The 20,869-nt window shown below is 63.7% G+C and carries 23 protein-coding genes; 14 read left to right on the top strand and 9 right to left on the bottom strand.

Annotated features, from left to right (window positions below):
* Positions 1-28: 28 nt before the first annotated feature.
* Positions 29-316: a hypothetical protein gene (locus tag RBB16_RS15175; RefSeq protein ID WP_306046964.1), complete on the bottom strand. Its 288-nt coding sequence runs from the start codon at positions 314-316 to the stop codon at positions 29-31.
* Between the two features lie 147 nt (positions 317-463).
* On the opposite strand from RBB16_RS15175, the gene RBB16_RS15170 reads away from it, so the two are divergent.
* From RBB16_RS15170 to rlmH, 3 genes are all read left to right on the top strand, one after another.
* The gene (locus RBB16_RS15170; protein ID WP_306046963.1) at positions 464-1,657 is read left to right on the top strand and encodes a hypothetical protein; all 1,194 of its coding nucleotides are present in this window, start codon (positions 464-466) and stop codon (positions 1,655-1,657) included.
* A 144-nt stretch (positions 1,658-1,801) separates the two neighbouring features.
* Positions 1,802-2,269, top strand: coding sequence for a ribosome silencing factor (gene rsfS / locus RBB16_RS15165; protein WP_131541887.1), 468 nt, complete (start codon positions 1,802-1,804; stop codon positions 2,267-2,269).
* A gap of 6 nt (positions 2,270-2,275) precedes the next feature.
* On the top strand, positions 2,276-2,746 hold the full coding sequence (gene rlmH / locus RBB16_RS15160) for a 23S rRNA (pseudouridine(1915)-N(3))-methyltransferase RlmH (RefSeq protein WP_306046962.1): 471 nt from the start codon (positions 2,276-2,278) through the stop codon (positions 2,744-2,746).
* Between the two features lie 139 nt (positions 2,747-2,885).
* Here the strand turns inward: rlmH and RBB16_RS15155 are convergent, their stop codons facing one another.
* Positions 2,886-3,755: a branched-chain amino acid aminotransferase gene (locus RBB16_RS15155; protein ID WP_306046961.1), complete on the bottom strand. Its 870-nt coding sequence runs from the start codon at positions 3,753-3,755 to the stop codon at positions 2,886-2,888.
* Positions 3,756-3,930: 175 nt separating this feature from the next.
* Between RBB16_RS15155 and RBB16_RS15150 the strand changes: the two genes are divergently transcribed.
* The 10 genes from RBB16_RS15150 (at position 3,931) to RBB16_RS15105 (ending at position 13,568) form a co-directional block, all read left to right on the top strand.
* On the top strand, positions 3,931-4,449 hold the full coding sequence (locus tag RBB16_RS15150) for a MarR family winged helix-turn-helix transcriptional regulator (RefSeq protein WP_306046960.1): 519 nt from the start codon (positions 3,931-3,933) through the stop codon (positions 4,447-4,449).
* Positions 4,446-5,159 carry a response regulator gene (locus tag RBB16_RS15145; RefSeq protein ID WP_306046959.1) on the top strand — a complete coding sequence of 238 codons (714 nt, stop codon included), beginning with the start codon at positions 4,446-4,448 and terminating at the stop codon, positions 5,157-5,159. Before RBB16_RS15150 ends, RBB16_RS15145 begins: the two co-directional genes overlap by 4 nt.
* An 8-nt stretch (positions 5,160-5,167) precedes the next feature.
* Positions 5,168-6,094 (top strand): histone deacetylase family protein, encoded by a 927-nt coding sequence (locus RBB16_RS15140; protein ID WP_306046958.1) that lies wholly within the window; start codon positions 5,168-5,170, stop codon positions 6,092-6,094.
* A complete protein-coding gene (locus tag RBB16_RS15135; protein ID WP_306046957.1) occupies positions 6,095-7,033 on the top strand; it encodes a histone deacetylase family protein in 939 nt (312 codons plus the stop codon).
* Positions 7,030-7,275 carry an exodeoxyribonuclease VII small subunit gene (locus RBB16_RS15130; protein WP_306046956.1) on the top strand — a complete coding sequence of 82 codons (246 nt, stop codon included), beginning with the start codon at positions 7,030-7,032 and terminating at the stop codon, positions 7,273-7,275. Before RBB16_RS15135 ends, RBB16_RS15130 begins: the two co-directional genes overlap by 4 nt.
* A gap of 3 nt (positions 7,276-7,278) precedes the next feature.
* Positions 7,279-8,145 (top strand): polyprenyl synthetase family protein, encoded by an 867-nt coding sequence (locus tag RBB16_RS15125; RefSeq protein WP_371931254.1) that lies wholly within the window; start codon positions 7,279-7,281, stop codon positions 8,143-8,145.
* 18 nt (positions 8,146-8,163) lie between these two features.
* Positions 8,164-10,089: a 1-deoxy-D-xylulose-5-phosphate synthase gene (gene dxs, locus RBB16_RS15120; RefSeq protein ID WP_306046955.1), complete on the top strand. Its 1,926-nt coding sequence runs from the start codon at positions 8,164-8,166 to the stop codon at positions 10,087-10,089.
* A 312-nt stretch (positions 10,090-10,401) separates the two neighbouring features.
* Positions 10,402-11,619, top strand: coding sequence for an FAD-dependent oxidoreductase (locus tag RBB16_RS15115; RefSeq protein ID WP_306046954.1), 1,218 nt, complete (start codon positions 10,402-10,404; stop codon positions 11,617-11,619).
* A gap of 67 nt (positions 11,620-11,686) precedes the next feature.
* A complete protein-coding gene (gene aroC / locus RBB16_RS15110; RefSeq protein ID WP_306046953.1) occupies positions 11,687-12,787 on the top strand; it encodes a chorismate synthase in 1,101 nt (366 codons plus the stop codon).
* 73 nt (positions 12,788-12,860) lie between these two features.
* Positions 12,861-13,568 carry a hypothetical protein gene (locus RBB16_RS15105; protein ID WP_306046952.1) on the top strand — a complete coding sequence of 236 codons (708 nt, stop codon included), beginning with the start codon at positions 12,861-12,863 and terminating at the stop codon, positions 13,566-13,568.
* A gap of 6 nt (positions 13,569-13,574) precedes the next feature.
* Here the strand turns inward: RBB16_RS15105 and RBB16_RS15100 are convergent, their stop codons facing one another.
* From RBB16_RS15100 to RBB16_RS15085, 4 genes are all read right to left on the bottom strand, one after another.
* Positions 13,575-13,973, bottom strand: coding sequence for a thioredoxin family protein (locus RBB16_RS15100; protein WP_306046951.1), 399 nt, complete (start codon positions 13,971-13,973; stop codon positions 13,575-13,577).
* Between the two features lie 12 nt (positions 13,974-13,985).
* Entirely contained in the window at positions 13,986-14,705 is a 720-nt protein-coding gene (locus RBB16_RS15095; RefSeq protein ID WP_371931253.1) for a cytochrome c biogenesis CcdA family protein, read from the bottom strand.
* Positions 14,706-14,773: 68 nt separating this feature from the next.
* Entirely contained in the window at positions 14,774-15,652 is an 879-nt protein-coding gene (locus RBB16_RS15090) for a DMT family transporter (RefSeq protein WP_306046950.1), read from the bottom strand.
* Between the two features lie 55 nt (positions 15,653-15,707).
* Positions 15,708-16,394, bottom strand: coding sequence for a YafY family protein (locus tag RBB16_RS15085; RefSeq protein ID WP_306046949.1), 687 nt, complete (start codon positions 16,392-16,394; stop codon positions 15,708-15,710).
* 78 nt (positions 16,395-16,472) lie between these two features.
* Between RBB16_RS15085 and RBB16_RS15080 the strand changes: the two genes are divergently transcribed.
* Positions 16,473-17,087, top strand: a complete 615-nt coding sequence (locus RBB16_RS15080; protein WP_306046948.1) for a glutathione S-transferase family protein — start codon at positions 16,473-16,475, stop codon at positions 17,085-17,087.
* A gap of 55 nt (positions 17,088-17,142) precedes the next feature.
* On the opposite strand, the gene RBB16_RS15075 is transcribed toward RBB16_RS15080, so the two are convergent.
* From RBB16_RS15075 to ade, 3 genes are all read right to left on the bottom strand, one after another.
* A complete protein-coding gene (locus tag RBB16_RS15075) occupies positions 17,143-17,433 on the bottom strand; it encodes an HU family DNA-binding protein (RefSeq protein ID WP_071691181.1) in 291 nt (96 codons plus the stop codon).
* Between the two features lie 131 nt (positions 17,434-17,564).
* Positions 17,565-19,049, bottom strand: coding sequence for an AMP nucleosidase (locus RBB16_RS15070; RefSeq protein ID WP_306046947.1), 1,485 nt, complete (start codon positions 19,047-19,049; stop codon positions 17,565-17,567).
* Positions 19,046-20,854 (bottom strand): adenine deaminase, encoded by a 1,809-nt coding sequence (gene ade / locus RBB16_RS15065; RefSeq protein WP_306046946.1) that lies wholly within the window; start codon positions 20,852-20,854, stop codon positions 19,046-19,048. The genes RBB16_RS15070 and ade overlap by 4 nt, the downstream gene beginning before the upstream one ends.
* Positions 20,855-20,869 lie beyond the last annotated feature (15 nt).

The raw sequence follows: 20,869 nt of genomic DNA, 5'->3' as shown, positions 1-20,869 counted from the left end.
TATCCACAAGATATATGCGTTTTGCCGCCTAACCACAGTCCAGATCTGCGCGCATCACAGCCACATCCCCCCGCAGGCTGTACTCGATCACGCGGCAGCCGCTAACCGCTTCCATGGCTTGCACCGCCCTTGGATAGACGGAGCCGATCGAGGGGTTGGGCATCATGTTGGTGCGGATCGCTTCGACCCGTTCGCCCCTGACCCGAACGGTGAAATCGACCCCCTCCACGGTGATCCGCGTTGCATCGGCCCCCATCATCGCCGGGGCGGGGCTGTCACAGGCGGCAAGCAGCATAAGCAGGGGAAAGATTGTCATCTTCATACGCTCAGTCTTGGGCCGGGGTGGTTAACAGCGGGTAAACGGGGTGCGACACCTTGGTAGTTAACAAAGTCAACTTTAATGTTGCGACTCGCCCCTTGGCCGCGTACTTAGTTGCCAATGTCAATTAAAGGAGTGCCAGAGATGACCGTCGCCGCAAACCGCTATTCGCCGCTATATTTCCTCGCCTCGCTTGGCGCGGGCGGCCTCACCGTTACGTTCTTCATGTGGCTGATGTTCTGGGTTCCGCATACCGGCCGTCCGGTTCCGATCTTTGAAGATGCATGGCCGCTGCTGACCGGCGGCACCCTGATGCAACAGGCGATGATCCTCGGTGCCTGGGCCGGGATCGCCATTTTTGGTTTCCTCAACCTCAAGCTTCTGGCCTTCAACCTGCGCCGCTTCTCCGAATTCCGCCGCTCGGACGCCTATGAAACCTTCGCACGGTCCAACGCGGGCAGCCAGGTTCTGGCGATGCCTCTGGCGCTGGCCATGTCCGTGAACGCCATGTTCATTCTCGGCCTGACCTTCGTTCCCGGCCTGTGGAATATCGTCGAGTACCTGTTCCCCGCCGCACTGGTCGCTTTCCTTGCCATCGGCTGGATCGCCTTCAGGGAACTGGGTCACTTCATCAAGGAACGCCTGCATTCCGGTGGCTTCGACTGTTCCGCCAACAATAGCTTTGCCCAGATGCTGCCCGCCTTTGCCCTAGCGATGATCGGCGTGGGCCTTGCCGCCCCGGCCGCCATGTCCGGTGCCACCCTGACCGTGGGTGTCAGCCTGGTGCTGTCCACCTTCTTCATCACCACCGCCATCATCCTGGCCCTGATCGTGCTGGTCATGAGCGTGCGGTCGATGCTGGAACACGGCGTCAATGTCGAGGCAGCCCCGACCCTGATGGTTGTGATCCCGCTGATGACCGTGATCGGCATCGCCCTGCTGCGTCAGAACCACGGGCTGCACACCACCTTCGAGGCCCATGGCACCGCCGCCGACACGCTGATGCTGCTGACCCGGCTGCTGTCTGTCGAGGTGATCTTCGCCCTCTTCGGTCTCGCCGTGCTGTCCCGCGTGGGCTACGTCGCCCGCTTCGTGACCGGGTCCGAAACCTCTGCCGGGTCCTATGCGCTGGTCTGTCCCGGTGTCGCCCTTTCGGTGATGACCCACTTCTGGCTGAACAAGGGTCTGGTCGCCGCTGGCATCGTCACCAAGTTCTCGGTTGCCTACTGGGCCATCTCGGGCATCGCCGTGGCGCTGCAACTGGGCATGATCATCCTGGTCTGGATGCTGGCCCGCAAGCACTTCGCCCCCGCCCCGAAAGGCGCCGTTCCCGCCTGATCCCTTCGTCAGACCCATCTGGAAAACCCCGGTCTCCAGCGGCCGGGGTTTTTCGTTTTCCGCACGCTTCTTGACCGATTGGCCACAATAATCGGTTTGAATCCGCTTGCGAATCAGTCCGCTGGTTGAGACAGCCCCGCTCGAATGCTATCTTGGCCATATCCCGGCGCCGGGGATCTTCGGCGTATTGTGAAGGAGGACCACGTCCTGACTGGACCTGTTCAAGCAGCCACCACCGGGGCTGCACCAGTGGCGCAGATGACGCGCCCGACCAAAGACCTGACAAGCGACACCCTGCTTGCCGAGGTTCTTGCATCCCTTGACGACGACAAAGCGGAAGAGATCGTCCAGATCGACCTGCGCGGAAAGACCCAGATGGCGGATCACATGGTCATCGCCTCCGGTCGCTCCTCGCGCCAGGTGGCGGCGATCTCCGAAAAGCTTGTCGCGCGGCTGAAGGAAACCTTCGGGCTGACCGCCCGGATGGAAGGCAAGGACACCGGCGATTGGGTGTTGATCGACACGGGCGATGTGATCGTCCATGTCTTCCGCCCCGAAGTGCGGGAGTTCTACCAGCTTGAAAAGATGTGGCTGCCCGCCGGCAGCGTCTGATCTTTCATGCGGGTTTCCTTATGCGTTGTGGGCCGGCTTCGGGCCGGGCCAGAGGCTGATCTTGTATCCGACTACCTGACACGGTTCGACCGCACGGGCCGCGCGCTTGGCCTTGGGCCTGCCCGCGTGGTGGAGGTCGAGGACAAGAAGGGCGGCGGCAAACCGGCAGAGGCCGAGCTGCTGCGCAAGGCGATCCCCACGGGCGCGGTCATCTGCGCGCTGGATGAACGCGGGCGGGTGATGTCCTCGCCCGACTTCGCGGGGGCACTGGCCAAACGCCGGGACCAGGGCGCGCAGGACATGGCCTTCGTGATCGGCGGTGCCGACGGGCTCGACCCCGCGCTGGTGGATCAGGCCGACATGGTGCTGAGCTTCGGCCAGATGGTCTGGCCCCATATGCTCGCCCGCGTGATGTTATCCGAGCAACTTTACCGCGCCGCGTCCATTCTGGCGGGCAGCCCTTATCATCGGGTGTAAACCGGTCCGAGCTGGCCTGCGCCTCCAAGGCTCCCTCAATCAACCCGAGGCTGCACGCATTGGATACGAAAAAACCGCGCCGGAAGAAGGGGCGCGGTTTATCCATGATACTGCCTTACAAGGCCAAAAGACGACTCACCTACTCCCGCACCAGCTTCTCATAGCCTTCCGCGATCTCGCGGGCGATGGCGCCGACCTCGAAGTTGTAGTCGCCGATTTGGCCTACGGGTGTGACCTCCGCCGCCGTACCGGTCAGCCAGCATTGCTGGAAGCCCTCCAGTTCCTCGGGCATGATGTGGCGTTCGTGCACCTTGATCTGGCGGTCCTTCAGCATGCCCACGACAGTCTGGCGGGTCAGGCCATTCAGGAAGCAATCGGGCAGCGGCGTGTGCACTTCGCCATCCTTGACGAAAAAGATATTGGCCCCGGTCGCCTCGGCCACATAGCCGCGATAGTCGAACATCATGGCGTCGGAACAGCCCTTTGCCTCTGCCGCGTGCTTGGACAGGGTGCAGATCATGTAAAGACCGGCGGCCTTGGCGTGGCTGGGGATCGTCTCGGGCGAGGGGCGTTTCCACTTGGAAATGTCCAGCTTGGCGCCCTTCATTTTCGCGTCGCCATAGTAAGCGCCCCATTCCCAGGCGGCGATGGCCAGCCGAACGGGGTTCTTGGCAGAGGCCACGCCCATATCCTCTCCCGCGCCACGCCACGCAACAGCACGCACATAGGCGTCAGTCAGGCCATTCGCTGTCAGAACTTCCTGCTTGGCGGCTTCGATTTCATCCACCGTATAGGGGATCTGGAAATCGAGCTGCCCGGCAGAGAAATGCAGACGTTCCGAATGCAGGCGGCTTTTGAAGATCTTGCCGTTATAGGCGCGCTCGCCCTCGAACACGGACGAGGCGTAGTGCATCGCATGGGTCAGAATATGCACATTCGCATCCCGCCAGGGGATGAGTTTGCCATCCATCCAGATGGTTCCGTCGCGATCGTCGTAAGCAGCGCCCATTGTGTTCACCTTCGGCAGGGGTCTTGGCATTTTAGGTTTGTTGCGCAAAATACGTCCGAACCGGACATAAAATTACGCAAAACCGGGCATTCGGTAACAATTGATTCTTGGAAAGTCAACAAGGCTGACATAAAGTCGGGCAAAAGGCGACAAGACCCCGGGGGGAACGCATTTCATGGCCGAACGCGGCGCGGCACAGTCTTCTGCAAGCAGCGGGGAAAGCCTGCTTTTTCTGACCGACGAGCAGCTTCGGCGCGGGATCGAGGCGATGTTCTTCGCCTATCGCGGGTTCACCGCCGACCCGGACCGCATTCTTGAAAACCACGCATATGGGCGCGCCCATCACCGGGCGATCCACTTCATCAACCGCAGCCCCGGCACCACGGTAAACAATCTGCTGGCCATTCTGGGCGTCACCAAGCAGTCGCTGAACCGGGTGCTGCGCACACTGGTCGAGGACGGCCTTGTCGAAAGCCGCGTCGGCACCCGCGACAAACGCGAACGTCACCTGTACCTGACCGAACAGGGCATTTCGCTGGAACGTGAATTGTCCGAGGCACAACGCACCCGGATGCGGGCTGCCTATCGTGCTGCCGGACCCGACGCAGTGGCGGGTTTCCGCACGGTGCTGGAACAGATGATGGACCCGGAACTTCGCCATCATTACTTTTCCAACACCGAGGGAGGCGCATGACAGATCCGGCAGCCCATCTTCTGATCGTCGACGATGATGAGCGCATTCGCGGTCTTCTCCAGAAGTTCCTGATTCGCAACGGCTTCATCGTCAGTGCCGCCCGTGATGCGGCCCATGCGCGCCGGCTGCTGGAAGGCTTGGAATTCGACCTGATCGTGCTGGATGTGATGATGCCCGGCGAAGACGGGATCAGCCTGACCAAGGCTTTGCGCGAAAAGCTGACGACCCCGATCATGCTGCTCACGGCGAGGGGCGAGGCCAGCGACCGGATCACCGGGCTGGAAGCCGGGGCCGATGACTACCTGCCGAAACCGTTCGAGCCGCGCGAATTGCTGCTGCGGATCAACGCCATCCTGCGGCGCGTTCCAAGCGTGTCCGAAACGCAATCGGCCCCCAAGATGCTGCATCTGGGGCCGATCCGATACGACCTTGAACGGGGTGAAATGTGGCAGGGGCAAACCCCCATTCGCCTGACCGCAACCGAGTCTGCGCTGATGCGCATCTTCTCTGCCTGTCCGAACGAACCCGTCAGCCGCACACAGCTGGTCGAGGATCTGGGCCGCGACAAGGGCGTGGGCAGCACCACCAGCCAGGAACGCGCCGTCGATGTGCAGATCACCCGCCTGCGCCGCAAGATAGAGGCCGACCCGAAACAGCCGCGCTACCTGCAAACGGTGCGCGGCGCGGGCTACATGCTGGCCCCCGACTGAGGATATCCATGACCCTGCTTTTCACGAATGACGCGGGCCTGCGCCACCAGATGCCGCTTGGCCACCCGGAACAGATCGCGCGGCTGAAACACGTGATCCGCGCGCTGTCCGCGCCCGAATTTGCCGCGCTCGACCGGCGAGAGGCCCCCATGGCGGAAGAGGCCGACCTGCTGCTCGCCCATCCCGAAAGCCATGTCACCGCGATCCGAGAGGCCGCGCCGCAGGACGGGCTGGTCGCGCTCGACCCCGATACCTCCATGTCGCCCGCCACGTGGGAGGCCGCCCTGCGCGGCGTCGGCGGCTGCCTTGCCGCCGTCGATGCGGTGCTTGCAGGTGAGGCGAAAAACGCCTTCGTCGCCACGAGGCCCCCGGGCCATCACGCCGAAAAGACCCGCGCCATGGGGTTTTGCATGTTCGGCAATGTCGCCATCGCCGCAAAACATGCGCTGGACCGGCACGGTCTTGCCCGCGTCGCTATCGTCGATTTCGACGTGCACCATGGCAACGGCACACAGGATCTTTTGTGGGATGAGTCCCGCGTTCTTTTCATCTCCTCCCACCAGATGCCGCTTTATCCCGGCACGGGTGCCGCCCATGAACGCGGCGCGCATGGCAATATCTTGAACGTGCCGCTTTCGCCGGGGTCCGACGGGGACACCATGCGCTCCATCTACGGCTCGCGCCTGTTCCAGCGGCTGCGCGACTACCAGCCGGAGCTGATCATCCTCTCCGCCGGGTTCGATGCCCATGCCGACGATCCGCTGGCCAATCTCAACTGGACGACCGAGGATTTCGCATGGCTCACGCGCGAGCTTTGCGCCGTCGCGGATGACGTCTGCGGCGGGCGGCTCGTGTCGTCGATGGAAGGCGGCTACAACCTCGACGCACTGGCGGAGTCCGTTGCCGCCCATGTGACCGAACTGATGGGGGCATAGGTGGCCACCGGGCTTGTCACACATCCCGATTGCCTCGCGCATGTGACGCCCGCCCATGTCCATGAACAGCCCGCCCGGCTGGCGCTTGTGTTGCGGGCGCTCGAAGGGCTGCCGCTCTTCCGCTACGCCGCCCCGTTGGCTAGTGATGACAGCATCCTGACGCTGCACACGCCTGCCTATCTCGACCACATCCGCGCCAGTGTTCCCGATGAAGGCTTCACCATGATGGACCCGGACACGGATGAGGAAACCTTCCTGTCCCCGTCGTCCCTGCCCGCGCTTTACCGCGCCGTTGGCGGGGTTCAAAAGGCTATCGACCTAGTTCTATCCGGCGAACTGACCAACGCCTTCGCCGCGGTGCGCCCGCCGGGCCACCATGCCGAACAGGAACTGCCCATGGGGTTCTGTTTCTTCGGCAACGTGGCGCTTGGCGCGAAATACGCGCTGGATCATCACGGGCTTGCCCGCGTGGCCATCGTCGATTTCGACGTGCATCACGGCAATGGCACACAGGCCCTGCTGTGGGACGACCCCCGCGCTTTGGTGATCACCTCGCAGCAAATGCCGCTCTGGCCCGATACCGGCGACGTGTCAGAGACCGGCGCGCATGACAACGTGGTCAACGTGCCGCTCGCCCCCGGCACCGGCGGCAAGGCGATGCGCGAAGCCTATGAAGCGCGCGTCTTCCCGAGGCTGGAGGCGTTTCGCCCCGACCTGCTGCTGATCTCGGCGGGATTCGACTGCCATGCCGCCGACCCCTTGTCCGATCTCGCATGGGTCGAGGAGGATTACGAGTGGCTCACGCAGCGGCTTTGCGATATCGCTGACAGGCATTGCGGCGGCCGCATGGTCTCGACTCTCGAAGGCGGCTATGATCTCACCGCCCTTGCGGCCTCGGCTGCCACCCATGTGCGCGTTTTGACGGAGAGAAGCGGATGAGCGACCAGAAAAAGATCGAGGAAATGAGCTTCGAGGAAGCAATCCGGGAACTGGAAACCGTGGTCGGTCAGCTCGACCGGGGTGACGTGGCGCTGGAAGATTCGATCAAGCTTTACGAACGCGGCGCGCAGCTGAAAGCCCGGTGCGAGGCCAAGCTGAAGGAGGCCGAGGAAAAGGTCGCGCAGATCACGCTCGATGCCAACGGGGAACCCACGGGGGCAAAGCCGGTCGAGGGGCTCTGACCCTTGTTCGAACAGCAGTTGAAAGACGCGCAGGACGCGATTGCGCGCGCCCTTTCGGACCGCATGGCGCGGCTCGGGTCAGACCGCGTGGCCGAGGGGATGCGCTACACCACGACAGGCGGCAAACGGCTGCGCGGATTCCTGGTGCTGGAAACGGCGCGGCTGACCGGGGGCGATGCTGGGGCGGCGATGCAGGCGGCCTGCGCCGTCGAATGCATCCACGCCTACAGCCTTGTGCATGATGACCTGCCCTGCATGGACGATGACGATTTGCGCCGGGGCCTGCCGACCGTTCACAGGAAATGGGACGAGGCGACGGCGGTTCTGGTGGGCGACGCGCTGCAAAGTTTTGCGTTCGAACTGCTGGCCGATCCCGCAACGGGTGACGCCGATCAGCGGGCAGAGCTTGTCTTGACCCTTGCCCGCGCCTCTGGCCCGCAGGGCATGGTTCTGGGGCAGGCGCAGGACATCGCGGCAGAAACGGCAGCAAGCCCCCTGACCCTTGACCAGATCACCGAATTGCAGGCCAACAAGACCGGCGCGCTGCTGGAATGGCCGGTGGTCGCGGGGGCAATCCTTGGCCGGGCCGACCCCGCCCCCCTGCGGCGCTATGCGCGGGCCGTGGGCCTTGCCTTTCAGATCGCCGACGACATCTTGGATGTAGAGGGCGATGCCGAGAAGGCCGGCAAGGCGCTGCGCAAGGATGCCGAAGCGGGCAAGGCGACCTTCGTCTCACTGCTTGGGCTGGAGGGAGCGAAGGCCCGCGCGCAGGCGCTGATTGACGAGGCCGAGGCGGCGTTGGCCCCCTACGGCTCTGACGCGGAAACCTTGCGGGAACTGGCCCGCTTCGTTATCGCCCGTGACCAGTAACCGAATTCGGAGAGCCACATGAGCGACCGCCCCGACACGCCGCATCTGGACCGGATCCATTCCCCGGCCGATCTGCGCGGGCTGCCGGTGTCTGATCTGCGCCGCGTGGCCGACGACCTGCGCACCGAAACCATCGCCGCCGTCAGCCAGACCGGCGGGCACCTGGGTGCGGGGCTTGGGGTGGTGGAACTGACCGTCGCGCTGCATGCGGTGTTCGATACGCCGCGCGACAAGGTGATCTGGGACGTCAGCCACCAGTGTTACCCCCACAAAATCCTGACCGGGCGGCGCGAGGCGATGCCGACCCTGCGCAAGAAGGGGGGCCTGTCGGGCTTCACCAAGCGCAGCGAGTCGCCCTATGACCCGTTCGGTGCCGCGCATAGCTCCACCTCGATTTCGGCGGCATTGGGCTTTGCGATGGCGCGTGAGCTTGGCGGCGTGATCGAGACCGGGCTTGGCGATGCGATTGCCGTGATCGGGGATGGCGCGCTGACCGGGGGCATGGCCTTCGAGGCGCTGAACAATGCCGGTCATCTGGGCAAGCGGCTGATCGTGATCCTGAATGACAATGAGATGAGCATTGCGCCCCCGACCGGCGCGCTGTCCTCCTACCTGTCGCGGCTCTATGCCGGGGCCCCGTTCCAGGAGCTGAAATCGGCCGCCAAGGGCGCGGTGTCGCTGCTGCCCGAACCCTTCCAGGAAGGCGCGCGGCGGGCGAAAGAGCTGCTGAAAGCGGCCACCGTGGGCGGGACTTTGTTCGAGGAACTGGGCTTTTCCTATGTCGGCCCCATTGACGGGCATGACATGGATCAGTTGGTCTCCGTTCTGCGCACCGTGAAGGCGCGCGCCGACGGGCCGATCCTGATCCATGCGATCACGAAGAAGGGCAAAGGCTTTCGCCATGCGGAGGGGCATGCCGACCGGGGCCATGCCCGCGCGCCCTTTGACATGGTGACCGGAGAGCAGCGCAAGGCGCCCTCGAATGCGCCGAGTTACACCAAGGTCTTCGCCCAAAGCCTGATCCGCGAGGCGGAGCTGGACGACAAGATCGTTGCAGTCACCGCCGCGATGCCGGACGGGACGGGGCTGGACCTGTTCGGAGAGCGGTTTCCGAAGCGGGTGTTTGACGTGGGCATCGCTGAACAGCACGCGGTGACCTTCTGTGCTGGCATGGCGGCGGGGGGGATGAAACCCTTCTGCACGATCTATTCGACCTTCCTGCAACGGGGCTATGACCAGGTCGTTCACGATGTGGCCATCCAGCGCCTGCCCGTCAGATTTGCTATTGATCGCGCGGGGTTAGTGGGTGCGGACGGAGCGACGCATGCGGGATCTTTCGACGTGGCGTACCTGTCGAATTTGCCCGGTTTCGTGGTGATGGCTGCAGCCGATGAGGCGGAGTTGGTGCATATGGTGGCAACCGCCGTGGCGCATGACAGCGGGCCGATCGCCTTCCGCTATCCGCGGGGCGAAGGCGTGGGCGTGGATATGCCGGAGCGCGGCGAGCCGCTGGAGATTGGCAAGGGCCGGATGATCCAGGAGGGCGCGCGGGTCGCGATCCTGTCTTTTGGGACCCGGCTGAGCGAGGTTCAAAAAGCCGCCGAGGCACTGGCTGCGCGCGGGATCACGCCGACGATTGCCGATGCGCGTTTCGCCAAGCCGTTGGATTCCGAGCTTATTCTGAAGCTTGCCGCCGACCACGAAGCGTTAATCACCATCGAGGAAGGCGCGATTGGCGGCTTTGGCAGCCATGTGGCGCAGTTGCTGGCCGAAGAGGGCGTTTTCGACCGTGGGCTGAAGTTTCGGTCCATGGTTCTGCCCGATAGTTTCATCGACCAGGCGAGCCCTGAGGATATGTACGCCACGGCAGCGATGAATGCCGAACATATCGAAGCGAAGGTGCTCGATGTGCTTGGCGTGGCGCGATTGAGTCGACAGGCGTGAGGGCCTGAAAAAGGGGGGGGCCACCCGTACACCCCCTGTACACCCCCCGTACACCGGGCGTGCATACGGAAAGCGGTTTCGCCGCGCTGGGGCGCGTCGACCGGGGAGCGGCCCTCGTCAGGCTCCTTCGGAGCCCTCCTCGGGCCGCGTTGCCACGGAAAATCGGATGGGGTGTTTCGCAAGTCTGATCGGGTGCCGACCGAAATGTCGTGATGCCTCCGGCGGAGGTATTTGGGCCAAGATGAAGGGGCCGTCTTGCGCAAGCCACGGGGGTAACGCAGACTTTCAGCGAGCCGGTAGTTAGGGGGTGGCATGCAGAGGCGCGACGTATTGACAGCGGTTGCGGCGGGCGTCGCCGGGACGTTTCTGCCGGTGGATCGGGGGATGGCCAGCGGAGCGCGGCTGACCGGCTATCTGCGGACGAACTGGAGCCGCGATCCGTTCTGCTTCGGGTCTTATTCCTACACACCGCGCGGGCTGTTTCGCGCCGCGCATCGCAGGCTGGCGGCACCGGTGGCGGGACGGATCTTTTTTGCCGGAGAGGCCGCAAACCCGGATTACGGCAGCACCGTTCACGCGGCCTATGAATCGGCGGGCCATGCGGTCGAGGCCATCGAGGAAGAGGATCTCGGGGATATTGCCGTGATCGGGGCGGGCATTGCCGGGCTGCGCACGGCGCAGATGCTTGCCGAGCTGGACTATGACGTGACGATCTACGAGGCGCGCGACCGGATTGGCGGGCGGCTATGGACGGACCGCAGCCTCGGGGTGCCGCTGGACCTTGGGGCGAGCTGGATTCACGGGATGGAGGACAATCCGCTTGTCGGTCTGGCGGAGGATGCTGGCGCGACATTGGTCGAGACCGATGGCGAGATCGTCTTTCGGCTGAGCGGCGGGGCAATGCTGGACGCGGAGGAGGTGCCGGACTGGCTGGAGGAGGTCATCTCGATCCAGCACAATGCCGGGGCACGGCGGGACCAGATCAACCTTGCCGCGTTTCGCGCCCCGACCGATTATGGCGGCGCAGAGGCGGTCATAGCCGAGGGATATGACCGGCTGGTGCCGGAACTGGCCGGGGATTACGCGCTGCTGACCGGCCATGTCCTTCAGCGGGTGACGCTGGGCGGGGGCATCCGGCTGGGGTTTGCCGATGGCAGGGAGGCGCGGCACGATGCGGTTGTTGTCACCGTGCCCCTGGGTGTCTTGCAGGCTGGGCGGATTGTCTTTGACCCGCCCTTGCCGAACACCAAGCAAGAGGCCATTGCATCGCTTGGCATGGGGGTGCTGGACAAGCTCTACCTGCAATTCGACGCGCCGTTCTGGGAGGGCGATCCGACCTGGATCGTGACCGCCGATACCGGGCTGCCGCGCGGGCAGTTCAACCAATGGCTCAACCTGATGCCTGTTCTGGGCGAGCCGATCCTGTTGGGGTTCAACGGGGCCGATGCGGCGCGGGAGCTGGCGGGGCAGGATGATGACGCGTTGGTTGATATGGCGCTGGCGGTTCTGGAGCGGGCTTATGGGCTGTAGCGGCCATATGAGCCTTGGATTCCGGGGCCGCTCGCGCTAACCGGGGGCGAGGAAACGGAGCGCCCCCATGTCCATGAACAGCTTTGGCCATCTTTTTCGAGTCACCACCTGGGGCGAGAGCCACGGGCCAGCGCTGGGCGCGACGGTGGATGGCTGCCCTCCGGGGGTGCCGGTTGAAGCGGAAGCGTTGCAGCACTGGCTGGACAAGCGCAAACCGGGGCAGAACAAGTTCACCACGCAGCGACGCGAGCCAGACCAGGTGGAGGTTCTGTCAGGCGTCTTCGAGGGTGTCAGCACCGGTACGCCCATCCAGCTGATGATCCGTAACACCGATCAGCGGTCGAAGGATTACGGCGATATTGCCGAGAAGTTCCGGCCCGGACATGCGGATATCACCTATTGGCAGAAATACGGCATCCGCGATTATCGCGGCGGCGGGCGGTCCAGTGCGCGGGAAACGGCGGCGCGGGTGGCGGCGGGCGGTGTGGCGCGCGAGGCGTTGAAGCAGCTGGTGCCGGGGCTGTCGATTACCGGCTACATGGTGCAGATGGGGCCGCATGGAATCGACCGGGACCGGTTCGACTGGGACGAGATCGAGCGCAATCCGTTCTGGACGCCCGATGCCGGGGCGGCGGCGGAGTGGGCCGACTATCTGGACGGGCTGCGCAAGACCGGTGATAGCGTCGGCGCGGTGATCGAGGTGACGGTGCGGGGGATGCCCGCGGGCCTTGGTGCGCCGATCTATGGCAAGCTGGACACCGATCTGGCGGCTGCGATGATGTCGATCAACGCGGTGAAGGGCGTCGAGATCGGCGAGGGCATGAACGCGGCCTGCCTGACCGGCAGCGAGAATGCGGATGAGATTCGCATGGGGCCGGAGGGGCCGGTTTACAGCTCGAATCACGCGGGTGGGATTCTGGGGGGCATCTCCACCGGGCAGGATGTGGTGGTGCGGTTTTCAGTCAAGCCGACCTCGTCGATTCTGACGACGCGCAAGACCATCACCAAATCTGGTGAAGATACTGAAATCATTACAAAAGGTCGCCATGATCCTTGTGTCGGCATTCGCGCGGTTCCGGTGGCCGAGGCGATGGCGGCTTGCGTGTTGCTGGATCACGTGTTGCTGCATCGTGGCCAGATTGGGGCAAACCGGGGGCAGATCGGCTAAATTTGCCCCTAATTTCTCCATTCTCCGTTGGTAGCCGTGGGGTTCACGTGACTGCCAGCGGAGAGTTCAGCGTATGCTGAAGGAGTTTTTCAGATCGGAATCGGGTGCGGTGACCACGGATTACGTGGTGCTGAGCGCGGGCGTCGTGGGCGTCGGCATTGCGGTGCTGAACTCCACGTCCACGGGCATCGAGAACCTGGCTGGTGACATCGACGCGACCCTGCGTGGGCAGATCGTGAATTCCAGCTTTGCGCGGCAGAGCTATTTCGACGATTTCGAGAACGGTGCAGGGTTCTGGTTCGGCGGCGTGACCGATGGCTCGGACGCGGCCTATGGCGGGCTTCTGGGCCCCTATGGCGGCAGCGGCGGGGCCGAGATCGTGACCCGGACCTATGACCTGATGTCGGGCTATGATGCTGCGGTGATCGAGTTTGACCTGCATGCCATCGACAGCTGGGACAATGAAGAATTCATCATGTTCGTGGACGGCAACCCGATCAGTTCCCACAATTTCAATTGGCAGTCGGACGGGGTGACGGGCAGCTGGACAACCTCGGATGGCAATTACAACGTCACGGTAGAGCCGTCCGGCGACCGTGGGCATATCGGCTATAGTTCCAGTTGGTCCGACCAGAGCTTTACCGTCCGGGTGGAAGTGACCGACCCCGGCCCGTCGATGAGTGTCGGCTTCGGGTCTACCCTGAATCAGGGTGTCTATGACGAAAGCTGGGCCGTGGACAATGTCGCCGTGACATCGACCAACGACCCCTCTGACGTCTGAGACGGATCAGCTTAGCCCCAGATCCATCAGCGACTGAATCGCCGAGCGGCTGGTTCCGGCGACGATGCGGCCCAGTTCGGCGTCGCCGCGTAGCACGACCAGGGTCGACCGGCGCGGGATATCGAGGCTTTGGGCCAGTTCGCCTCGCCCATAGGTATCCCAATCCACGCGAATGAAGCTCATTGCCGCGTCATAGGCGGGGTTCTCGGCGCGGATCGCCTCGACATGGCGTTCCTGGGTGCGGCAGGTCCCGCACCATGGGGCGAAGAAATCGACGAACAGCGTTTCGCCGGCGGCAAGGCGCTGCTGCACAAGGCCGGGCGTATAGTCGATATTGCTGGCCCCGGCACGGCCCGCCAATAACAGCGTAGCCCCGGACATGATCAATAGCTCGCGTCGGTTCATCAGGTTTCTCCCTTACAGGGCCACCGAGAGATCCTGCAGCCAATAGGGCAGGACATCGAGCAGCCAGATTTCGATTGCGTGGTGCCAGCGCAGCAGGATCGCGGTGCCGACGAGGATGAAGATGCCGCCAAGCAGCGGGTGGGATCGTTCGGCGATGGCCTGCATCAGCGCCCGGCGGCGCTGGAAGAAGGACCGCGCGCCATAGCCGAGGGCGAGGATGATGGTGGACACGCCAAGGGCAAAGAACACCATGATCGCTGCAGCGCGGCCAATTTGTTCACCAGCACTGGCCAGCGCGATGGCGCCACCAAGGGTAGGGCCGACACAAGGCGACCAGACAGCGCCAAGCAGCGCACCGCCAATCGCTTGCCCCTGCCAGCCGTCGCGGCCATTCAAACTGGACATCTGGCTGTCCGCACCCGATGACACGCCCGCCGTTGCGGTGGCGAAGGCGGCGGAAAAGCGCGGGATCAGCAGGACGAGGCCAAAGGCGATCATCAGAACCGCGCCCGCCTGCCCTATGGCTTGTTCATCAATGCCAACGGCTCTTCCGGCCAATGCGACAGTCAGGCCGAGCGCCACGAAAGACAGGCTCATCCCCCCCGCCAGCGCCAGCGGGCCGAACCGGCTGGCCTGCAACGAGCCCGCCAGCACAATGGGCAGCACCGGCAGAACGCAAGGGTTGATCAGGGTCAGAAGACCCGCGCCATAGGCAAAGACAAGTTCCAACATGCGCCTGTTCTGGCGCGGACGCGCTGTAATGTCATCTGACGCCTGCGTGAGCGGGCATCACAGTGACGTCAGCGGGCGGCGCGGGCCAGTTGCACTGCCAGAATGCCCGCCGCGATGATCGTGACGCCGAGGATATCGGCCCAACCCAGGCGCTCGCCCAGGACTACTGCCGCGATGGCCACCCCGAAGAACGGGTTGAGGAAATGGAAGGTCGCGCCGCGCGTGGCCCCGATGCGTTGCACCAGCAGGAACCAGATCCAGGTGGCCAGCAGGCCGGGGGCGAAACAGGTGTAGATGAAGGCAACGATCAGCTGCCAGGACCAGTCCACCACCCAGCTTTCCATCGCCAGTGCAAAGGGCACCAGCGCCGCGCCGCCCACCAGCATCTGCAGGCCCACGATCATCAGCACGCTGGCCCCGCTGCTCTTGCCAGAGGATGCGCCGGTCACGGTCAGCGTGGCGACGGCCAGTGCGATGGCACCGACGATGCAGAGCGCAACTCCAAGCGGATCGACCCCACCGGTCAGCCGCTGTGCCATGATCAGCGCGACGCCACCGAAGCCCGCCATGAGGCCAAGCACACCCATGACAGGCAGTTTTTCGCGGAAGATGGCCCAGTTGGCAGCGGCCACGATCAGCGGCATGGACGAGGCGATGATGGCGGCCAGCGAGGCCTCGATCCACTGCATCGCCACGAAATTGAGGCCAAGATAGAGCGCGTTCTGGCAGATGCCGAAGATGATGACCGAGCGCCACTGGGCGCGATTGAGTTGCCAGTTCTGACCCAACGCGCGGGCGATCAGCACGCCGATTGCACCGGAGATGGCAAAGCGGATCGCCAGCGCCGTCAGTGGCGGGGCGGCGGCCACGATGATACGCGCCGAGGAGAAGGCCGAAGACCAGATCAGGGCGAAAGCCAGCCCCATGCCGATTGCGCGCAGATCCATGCCGTGTCTCCGTTTCTTGCCCTGTTAACTGCCTTATCCCGCGGCGCGGGAAAGGTCAGCCCCCATTCCGCAGCTGGTCGACATAGTCACGCAGCAGGCGCACCCGGTGCGGGCGGAAAGAGTCGTCTGTGTCTGTCAGGCTTTCGATCTGTTCGGGGTCGAACTTGCGAAAGCCCTGACGCAGGCAACACCATGCAAGGACGAACTGGCGCTGTTCGAGGAAGATGATGGAAAGGGGCCAGATACGGCGGTGCGTTCGTTTCCCAAGCCGATCGACATAGGTGATGTCAACCGCACGCTCGGCCCACGACGCCTGACGCAGCGGTTCCAGAAATTCCGACGCGCGGGTGGAGGGGCGAAAACGATAGACCATGCTGACCGCGTGGGCTGCTTGCTGCGCCACGCGCTCCGGCAGGCGGGCGGTGATCTTGGCAAGCGCCCGGTCGGCGGCGTCCGCCAGGGCGGTGTCACCCGTCGCGCGCACCTCGGACAGGCCCAGAACCAGCGCCTCGACCTCGTGCCGGTCGAACATCTGCGGCGGCACGGCGGGGTCTTCGGTGAGGCGATAGCCATAGCCGGCCTCGCCGTCGATCAGCGCGCCTGCCGCGCGCAGGCTGTCGATATCGCGGTAGAGCGTGCGTTCGGACACGCCGGTTTCCTCGGCCAGCCGCGCGGCAGTGACGGGCGGGGGCAGGCTGCGCAACAGGTGCAGCAGACGAAACAGGCGGTCGGTGCGGGGCATGACGCTCCTGACGGAAACTGACAGGATGGGGGGAGCATATACGGGACATTCAACAACTCAAGACAAAGGATCTCTTCCTTGCTGACGCTCTACCACGCCCCTTTCAGCCGCTCGACGCGGATCGTTGCGCTGATCCATGACCTTGGTCTTCAGGACCGGGTTCAGATTGAACCGGTGACCGTTTCCCGCGCGGATGGCAGCGGCGGGCGTGACCCGAAGAACCCGCACCCAGAAGGCAAGGTGCCGCTGCTGGTGCATGACGGCGCGGTGATCCGGGAATCGGTGGCCATCGCGCTGTACCTGTCAGAGCTGGCCCCAGAGGCCGGGCTGGCCCGCCCCGTCGGCGCAGCGGATCGCGGCCCGTTCCTGAGCTGGCTGTCATGGTATAGCGGCGTTCTGGAACCGGTGATCGTGCTGACCCTGTGCGAGCTGGAGCACCCGGTGCTGACCACCACGTTCCGCGATATGCCCGAGGCCACGCAACTGCTGGCTGACGCGCTGAAGGGAAACAGCTATCTGATGGGCGATGATTTCACGATTGCCGACCTGATCATCGCGTCCACGTTCAGCACCCTGCCGCAACTGATGCCCGACAATCCGGACATTCAGGGTTGGGTTGCGCGCTGCGCCAATCGCCCGGCCATGCAGGCGGCATTGGCCTATGACGCGGAACTGATGGAGGCGACCGCCTGAAACGAAAAAGGGCCGCCCGAACAGGCGGCCCAATTCTGTTGGAACGGTCCGGCGATTAGCCGTTGACGCTGTCCTTCAGAGCCTTCGCGATGGTCACCTTGACCACCTTGTCGGCCTCTTTCTTGATCTGCTCACCCGTGGCAGGGTTGCGCACCATACGCTCGGGGCGTTCGCGGCAATACACTTTGCCGATACCGGGAAGGGTCACGGCGCCGCCAGCGGCGACTTCTTTGGACACGACGGCGGTCACCGCGTCGAGTGCTGCGGAAGCAGCTTTCTTGTCGCTGCCCATCTCTTCGGCAAGGGCTGCAACAAGCTGGGTCTTGGTCATGGGCTTTTGTGCCATGTTCTGTTCTCCTTAACTGCCCGAACCCATGGGGCTCGTTGCGGGAAAGCTACCCGAATATTGTAGGGGCACACAATGACTAGTGTGCCATTTCCTCAAAAAACAAGCATTTTGGGGCAAATTCCCCGGCGTCACAGGAAGGCCGTCTCCTCGAAACTGCGCAATTTCCGGCTGTGGAGCCGTTCCAGCGGCATTTCCCGCAGGGTTTCCATGGCCCGGATTCCGATCAGAAGATGCCGCGAGACCTGCGTTTTGTAGAAGGCGCTGGCCATGCCGGGCAGCTTCAACTCTCCATGCAGGGGCTTATCCGAGACACACAGAAGCGTTCCATAGGGCACCCGGAAGCGGAAGCCGTTGGCGGCAATTGTGGCGCTTTCCATATCGAGCGCGATGGCGCGGGACTGGCTGAGGCGCTGCACCGGGCCGGACTGGTCGCGCAGTTCCCAATTGCGGTTGTCGATGGTGGCGACGGTGCCGGTGCGCATGATCTTCTTCAGCTCGAACCCCGACACTTCGGCCACATCCGCCACCGCGCCTTCCAGCGCGATCTGAACCTCGGCCAGTGCCGGGATCGGCACCCAGACCGGCAGGTCATCGTCCAACACGTGATCTTCGCGCAGATAGGCATGGGCGAGCACGAAATCCCCAAGGCTTTGGGAGTTCCGCAGACCCGCACAGTGCCCCACCATCAGCCAGACATGCGGGCGCAGAACGGCGATATGGTCGGTCGCGGTCTTGGCGTTTGATGGCCCCACCCCGATATTGACCAGCGTGATGCCACCGCCGCCCTTGCGTTTCAGGTGATAGGTCGGCATCTGCGGCAGCTTCGCGGGTGTGTTCAGCTGCTGGTCGGGCGAGGTGATCACGTCATTTCCCGGACCCACAAGCGCGGTGTAGCCGCTGTCTGCATCCGCCAGCATCTGGCGGCCATAGGCCACGAATTCCTCGACATAGAACTGGTAGTTGGTGAACAGAACGTGGTTCTGAAAATGCTCCGGCCCTGTGGCGGTGTAATGCGACAGTCGCGCCAGAGAGTAATCCACCCGCTGCGCGGTAAAGGGCGCCAGCGCGCCAGAGCCGTCCTCGTTCTTGAAGCCGTAGCCGTTGACGATGTCGTCATTGGTGGTGCCCAGATCGGGCACGTCGAACACATCGCGCAGCGGGAAAGACATGGCCCCGTCATGGGGGATCTGGATATCGGCGTCGTTCAGCACCGCGAAATGCACCGGGATCGGCGTTTGAGAGGCGCAGATGCAGACCGGAACGCCGTGATTGTCGATCAGCAGTTTGATCTGCTGGGTCAGGTAGTGCTGGAACAGGTCGGGCCGCGTGACCGTGGTGGCATAGGTGCCGGGTTCAGCGACGTGCCCAAAGGACAGGCGGCTGTCGACATGGCCATAGCTGGTCGTTGTGATCCTGATCTCGGGATAGAAGGCGCGGTAGCGGCGGTCGGGCATGCCGGACTCGACCACTTCGGAAAACCGGGCCTGAAGGAAGCTTGTCGCATCCGCATAGAGCTTTTGCAGATAGTCCACCGCCTCGCCCGGATCGGAGAAATAGCGCGGTTCGGCCTCTTGCGGGGTTTCAAGGGGAAGCTGTTGGGAAACGGGGGTCATTGGTCGCCCTCCACGAAAAGAGAGGTCAGTTCGAACGTGGTCACGTCCACCAACCCGAGATCGGAGATTCTGAGGCTGGGAATGACCACAAGCGCCAGAAGAGAATGCTGCATATAGGCGTTGTTGAGCGTACATCCGCACTCGGCCATGGCCGCAACGATGCCCTGCGCCTTGTCGGCCACGCGAGAGGCGAGATCGTCGCTCATCAGCCCGGCAATGGGCAGTTCAACCAGGGCGATTTCTTCCCCGTCCTTGAAGACGGTGACACCGCCGCCAACCTCGGCCAGCCGCATCGCGGCCTTGGCCATGTTCTCGCGGTCGGTACCCACCACGATGATGTGGTGGCTGTCATGGGCCACGGTCGAGGCCATGGCCATGGGGCCTTTGTAGCCAAAGCCGGACACGAAGGCATTGACCACGCCGCCAGTGGCCTGATGCCGTTCGACAAGGGCGATCTGACAGACATCGCCTTCGCCCTCGACCAACCCGTCAACGACCGGCAATTCGGCAGTCAGCGCCTCGGTCGGGGCCTGGTTTTCGACGACGCCGATCACTTTGACATGGGCGGAATTGGCGCCCTTGGGGGCCTCGATCTCGAAATCCTGCGCGGTCAGGTCCTTGCCCAGATGCACGGTGTTGCGGGCCTTGGCGGGCCAGTCGAGATGCGGGCAGTCGACGAGGATGCTACCGTTTTCGGCCAGCTTCACGCCGCGCCCGTAAACGACTTCGATCGGCAGGGTTTTCAGATCGCTTGTCAGGATCATGTCGGCGCGGCGGCCCGGTGCGATGGAGCCAAGCTCCCGTTCCAGCCCGAAATGGGTGGCGGTGTTCACGGTGCACATCTGGATCGCCACCAGCGGATCGCAGCCGCAGTCGATGGCGTGGCGCAAGACGCGGTTCATGTGCCCGTCATGGACCAGCGTGCCGGAATGGCAATCATCCGTACAGAGGATGAAGTTGCGCGGGTCGAGGCCCTTTTCCGTCACCGCCGTGATCTGGCTTTCCACGTCATACCAGGCGGACCCGAGCCGCAGCATCGACCTCATTCCCTGCCGCACCCGATCAATCGCGTCGCTTTCGCGGGTGCCTTCGTGGTCGTCCGCAGGCCCGCCCGCCGCGTAGGCGTGGAAAGCGGGGCCACGGTCGGGGCTGGCATAGTGGCCGCCCACGGTTTTTCCTGCGTTCATCGTGGCAGCCATTTCCGCCAGCATCTGCGGGTCGCCATTGATCACGCCGGGGAAATTCATCATCTCGCCCAGCCCGATGATGCCGGGCCATGTCATCGCCTCGGCAACATCCTCTGGCCCGATTTCATAGCCCGTCGTTTCCAGCCCCGGCGCGGACGGCGCGCAGGAGGGCATCTGGGTGTAGATGTTGACGGGCTGCATCAGCGCCTCGTCATGCATCAGCCGCACACCTTCCAGCCCCATCACATTGGCGATCTCATGGGGATCGGTGAACATTGTGGTGGTGCCGTGGGGGATGACCGCGCGGGCGAATTCCGCGGGCGTCAGCATGCCCGATTCGATATGCATATGCCCGTCGCAAAGGCCGGGAATCAGGTAACGCCCGCCACCATCGACCACCTCGGTGCCCGCGCCGATGCAATGGCTGGCATCCGGTCCGACATAGGCGAAACGGCCGTCAGCCACCGCCACCTGCCAGCCGTCCAGAACCTCTCGGCTTTGGACATTGACGAGCTTGAGATTGCGCAGAACCAGATCGGCTGGTTCACGCCCGGCCGCGATGGCCACGAGTCGGGCCGCAGAGTCGGCCCATGATTTGAATGAAGATTGTTTTTCCATGCTCCAATCTGGCAC

The sequence above is a fragment of the Nioella sp. MMSF_3534 genome, assembly GCF_030732985.1.
Taxonomy (GTDB): Bacteria; Pseudomonadota; Alphaproteobacteria; order Rhodobacterales; family Rhodobacteraceae; genus Nioella.
This window is presented reverse-complemented; position numbering and strand designations above follow the sequence as displayed.

Coding starts and splice junctions, on each gene's coding strand:
- RBB16_RS15175 (WP_306046964.1), bottom strand. CDS start 316: ATGACAATCTTTCCCCTGCTTATGCTGCTTGCCGCCTGTGACAGCCCC.
- RBB16_RS15170 (WP_306046963.1), top strand. CDS start 464: ATGACCGTCGCCGCAAACCGCTATTCGCCGCTATATTTCCTCGCCTCG.
- rsfS (WP_131541887.1), top strand. CDS start 1,802: ATGCTATCTTGGCCATATCCCGGCGCCGGGGATCTTCGGCGTATTGTG.
- rlmH (WP_306046962.1), top strand. CDS start 2,276: ATGCGGGTTTCCTTATGCGTTGTGGGCCGGCTTCGGGCCGGGCCAGAG.
- RBB16_RS15155 (WP_306046961.1), bottom strand. CDS start 3,755: ATGGGCGCTGCTTACGACGATCGCGACGGAACCATCTGGATGGATGGC.
- RBB16_RS15150 (WP_306046960.1), top strand. CDS start 3,931: ATGGCCGAACGCGGCGCGGCACAGTCTTCTGCAAGCAGCGGGGAAAGC.
- RBB16_RS15145 (WP_306046959.1), top strand. CDS start 4,446: ATGACAGATCCGGCAGCCCATCTTCTGATCGTCGACGATGATGAGCGC.
- RBB16_RS15140 (WP_306046958.1), top strand. CDS start 5,168: ATGACCCTGCTTTTCACGAATGACGCGGGCCTGCGCCACCAGATGCCG.
- RBB16_RS15130 (WP_306046956.1), top strand. CDS start 7,030: ATGAGCGACCAGAAAAAGATCGAGGAAATGAGCTTCGAGGAAGCAATC.
- dxs (WP_306046955.1), top strand. CDS start 8,164: ATGAGCGACCGCCCCGACACGCCGCATCTGGACCGGATCCATTCCCCG.
- RBB16_RS15115 (WP_306046954.1), top strand. CDS start 10,402: ATGCAGAGGCGCGACGTATTGACAGCGGTTGCGGCGGGCGTCGCCGGG.
- aroC (WP_306046953.1), top strand. CDS start 11,687: ATGTCCATGAACAGCTTTGGCCATCTTTTTCGAGTCACCACCTGGGGC.
- RBB16_RS15105 (WP_306046952.1), top strand. CDS start 12,861: ATGCTGAAGGAGTTTTTCAGATCGGAATCGGGTGCGGTGACCACGGAT.
- RBB16_RS15100 (WP_306046951.1), bottom strand. CDS start 13,973: ATGAACCGACGCGAGCTATTGATCATGTCCGGGGCTACGCTGTTATTG.
- RBB16_RS15095 (WP_371931253.1), bottom strand. CDS start 14,705: ATGTTGGAACTTGTCTTTGCCTATGGCGCGGGTCTTCTGACCCTGATC.
- RBB16_RS15090 (WP_306046950.1), bottom strand. CDS start 15,652: ATGGATCTGCGCGCAATCGGCATGGGGCTGGCTTTCGCCCTGATCTGG.
- RBB16_RS15085 (WP_306046949.1), bottom strand. CDS start 16,394: ATGCCCCGCACCGACCGCCTGTTTCGTCTGCTGCACCTGTTGCGCAGC.
- RBB16_RS15075 (WP_071691181.1), bottom strand. CDS start 17,433: ATGGCACAAAAGCCCATGACCAAGACCCAGCTTGTTGCAGCCCTTGCC.
- RBB16_RS15070 (WP_306046947.1), bottom strand. CDS start 19,049: ATGACCCCCGTTTCCCAACAGCTTCCCCTTGAAACCCCGCAAGAGGCC.
- ade (WP_306046946.1), bottom strand. CDS start 20,854: ATGGAAAAACAATCTTCATTCAAATCATGGGCCGACTCTGCGGCCCGA.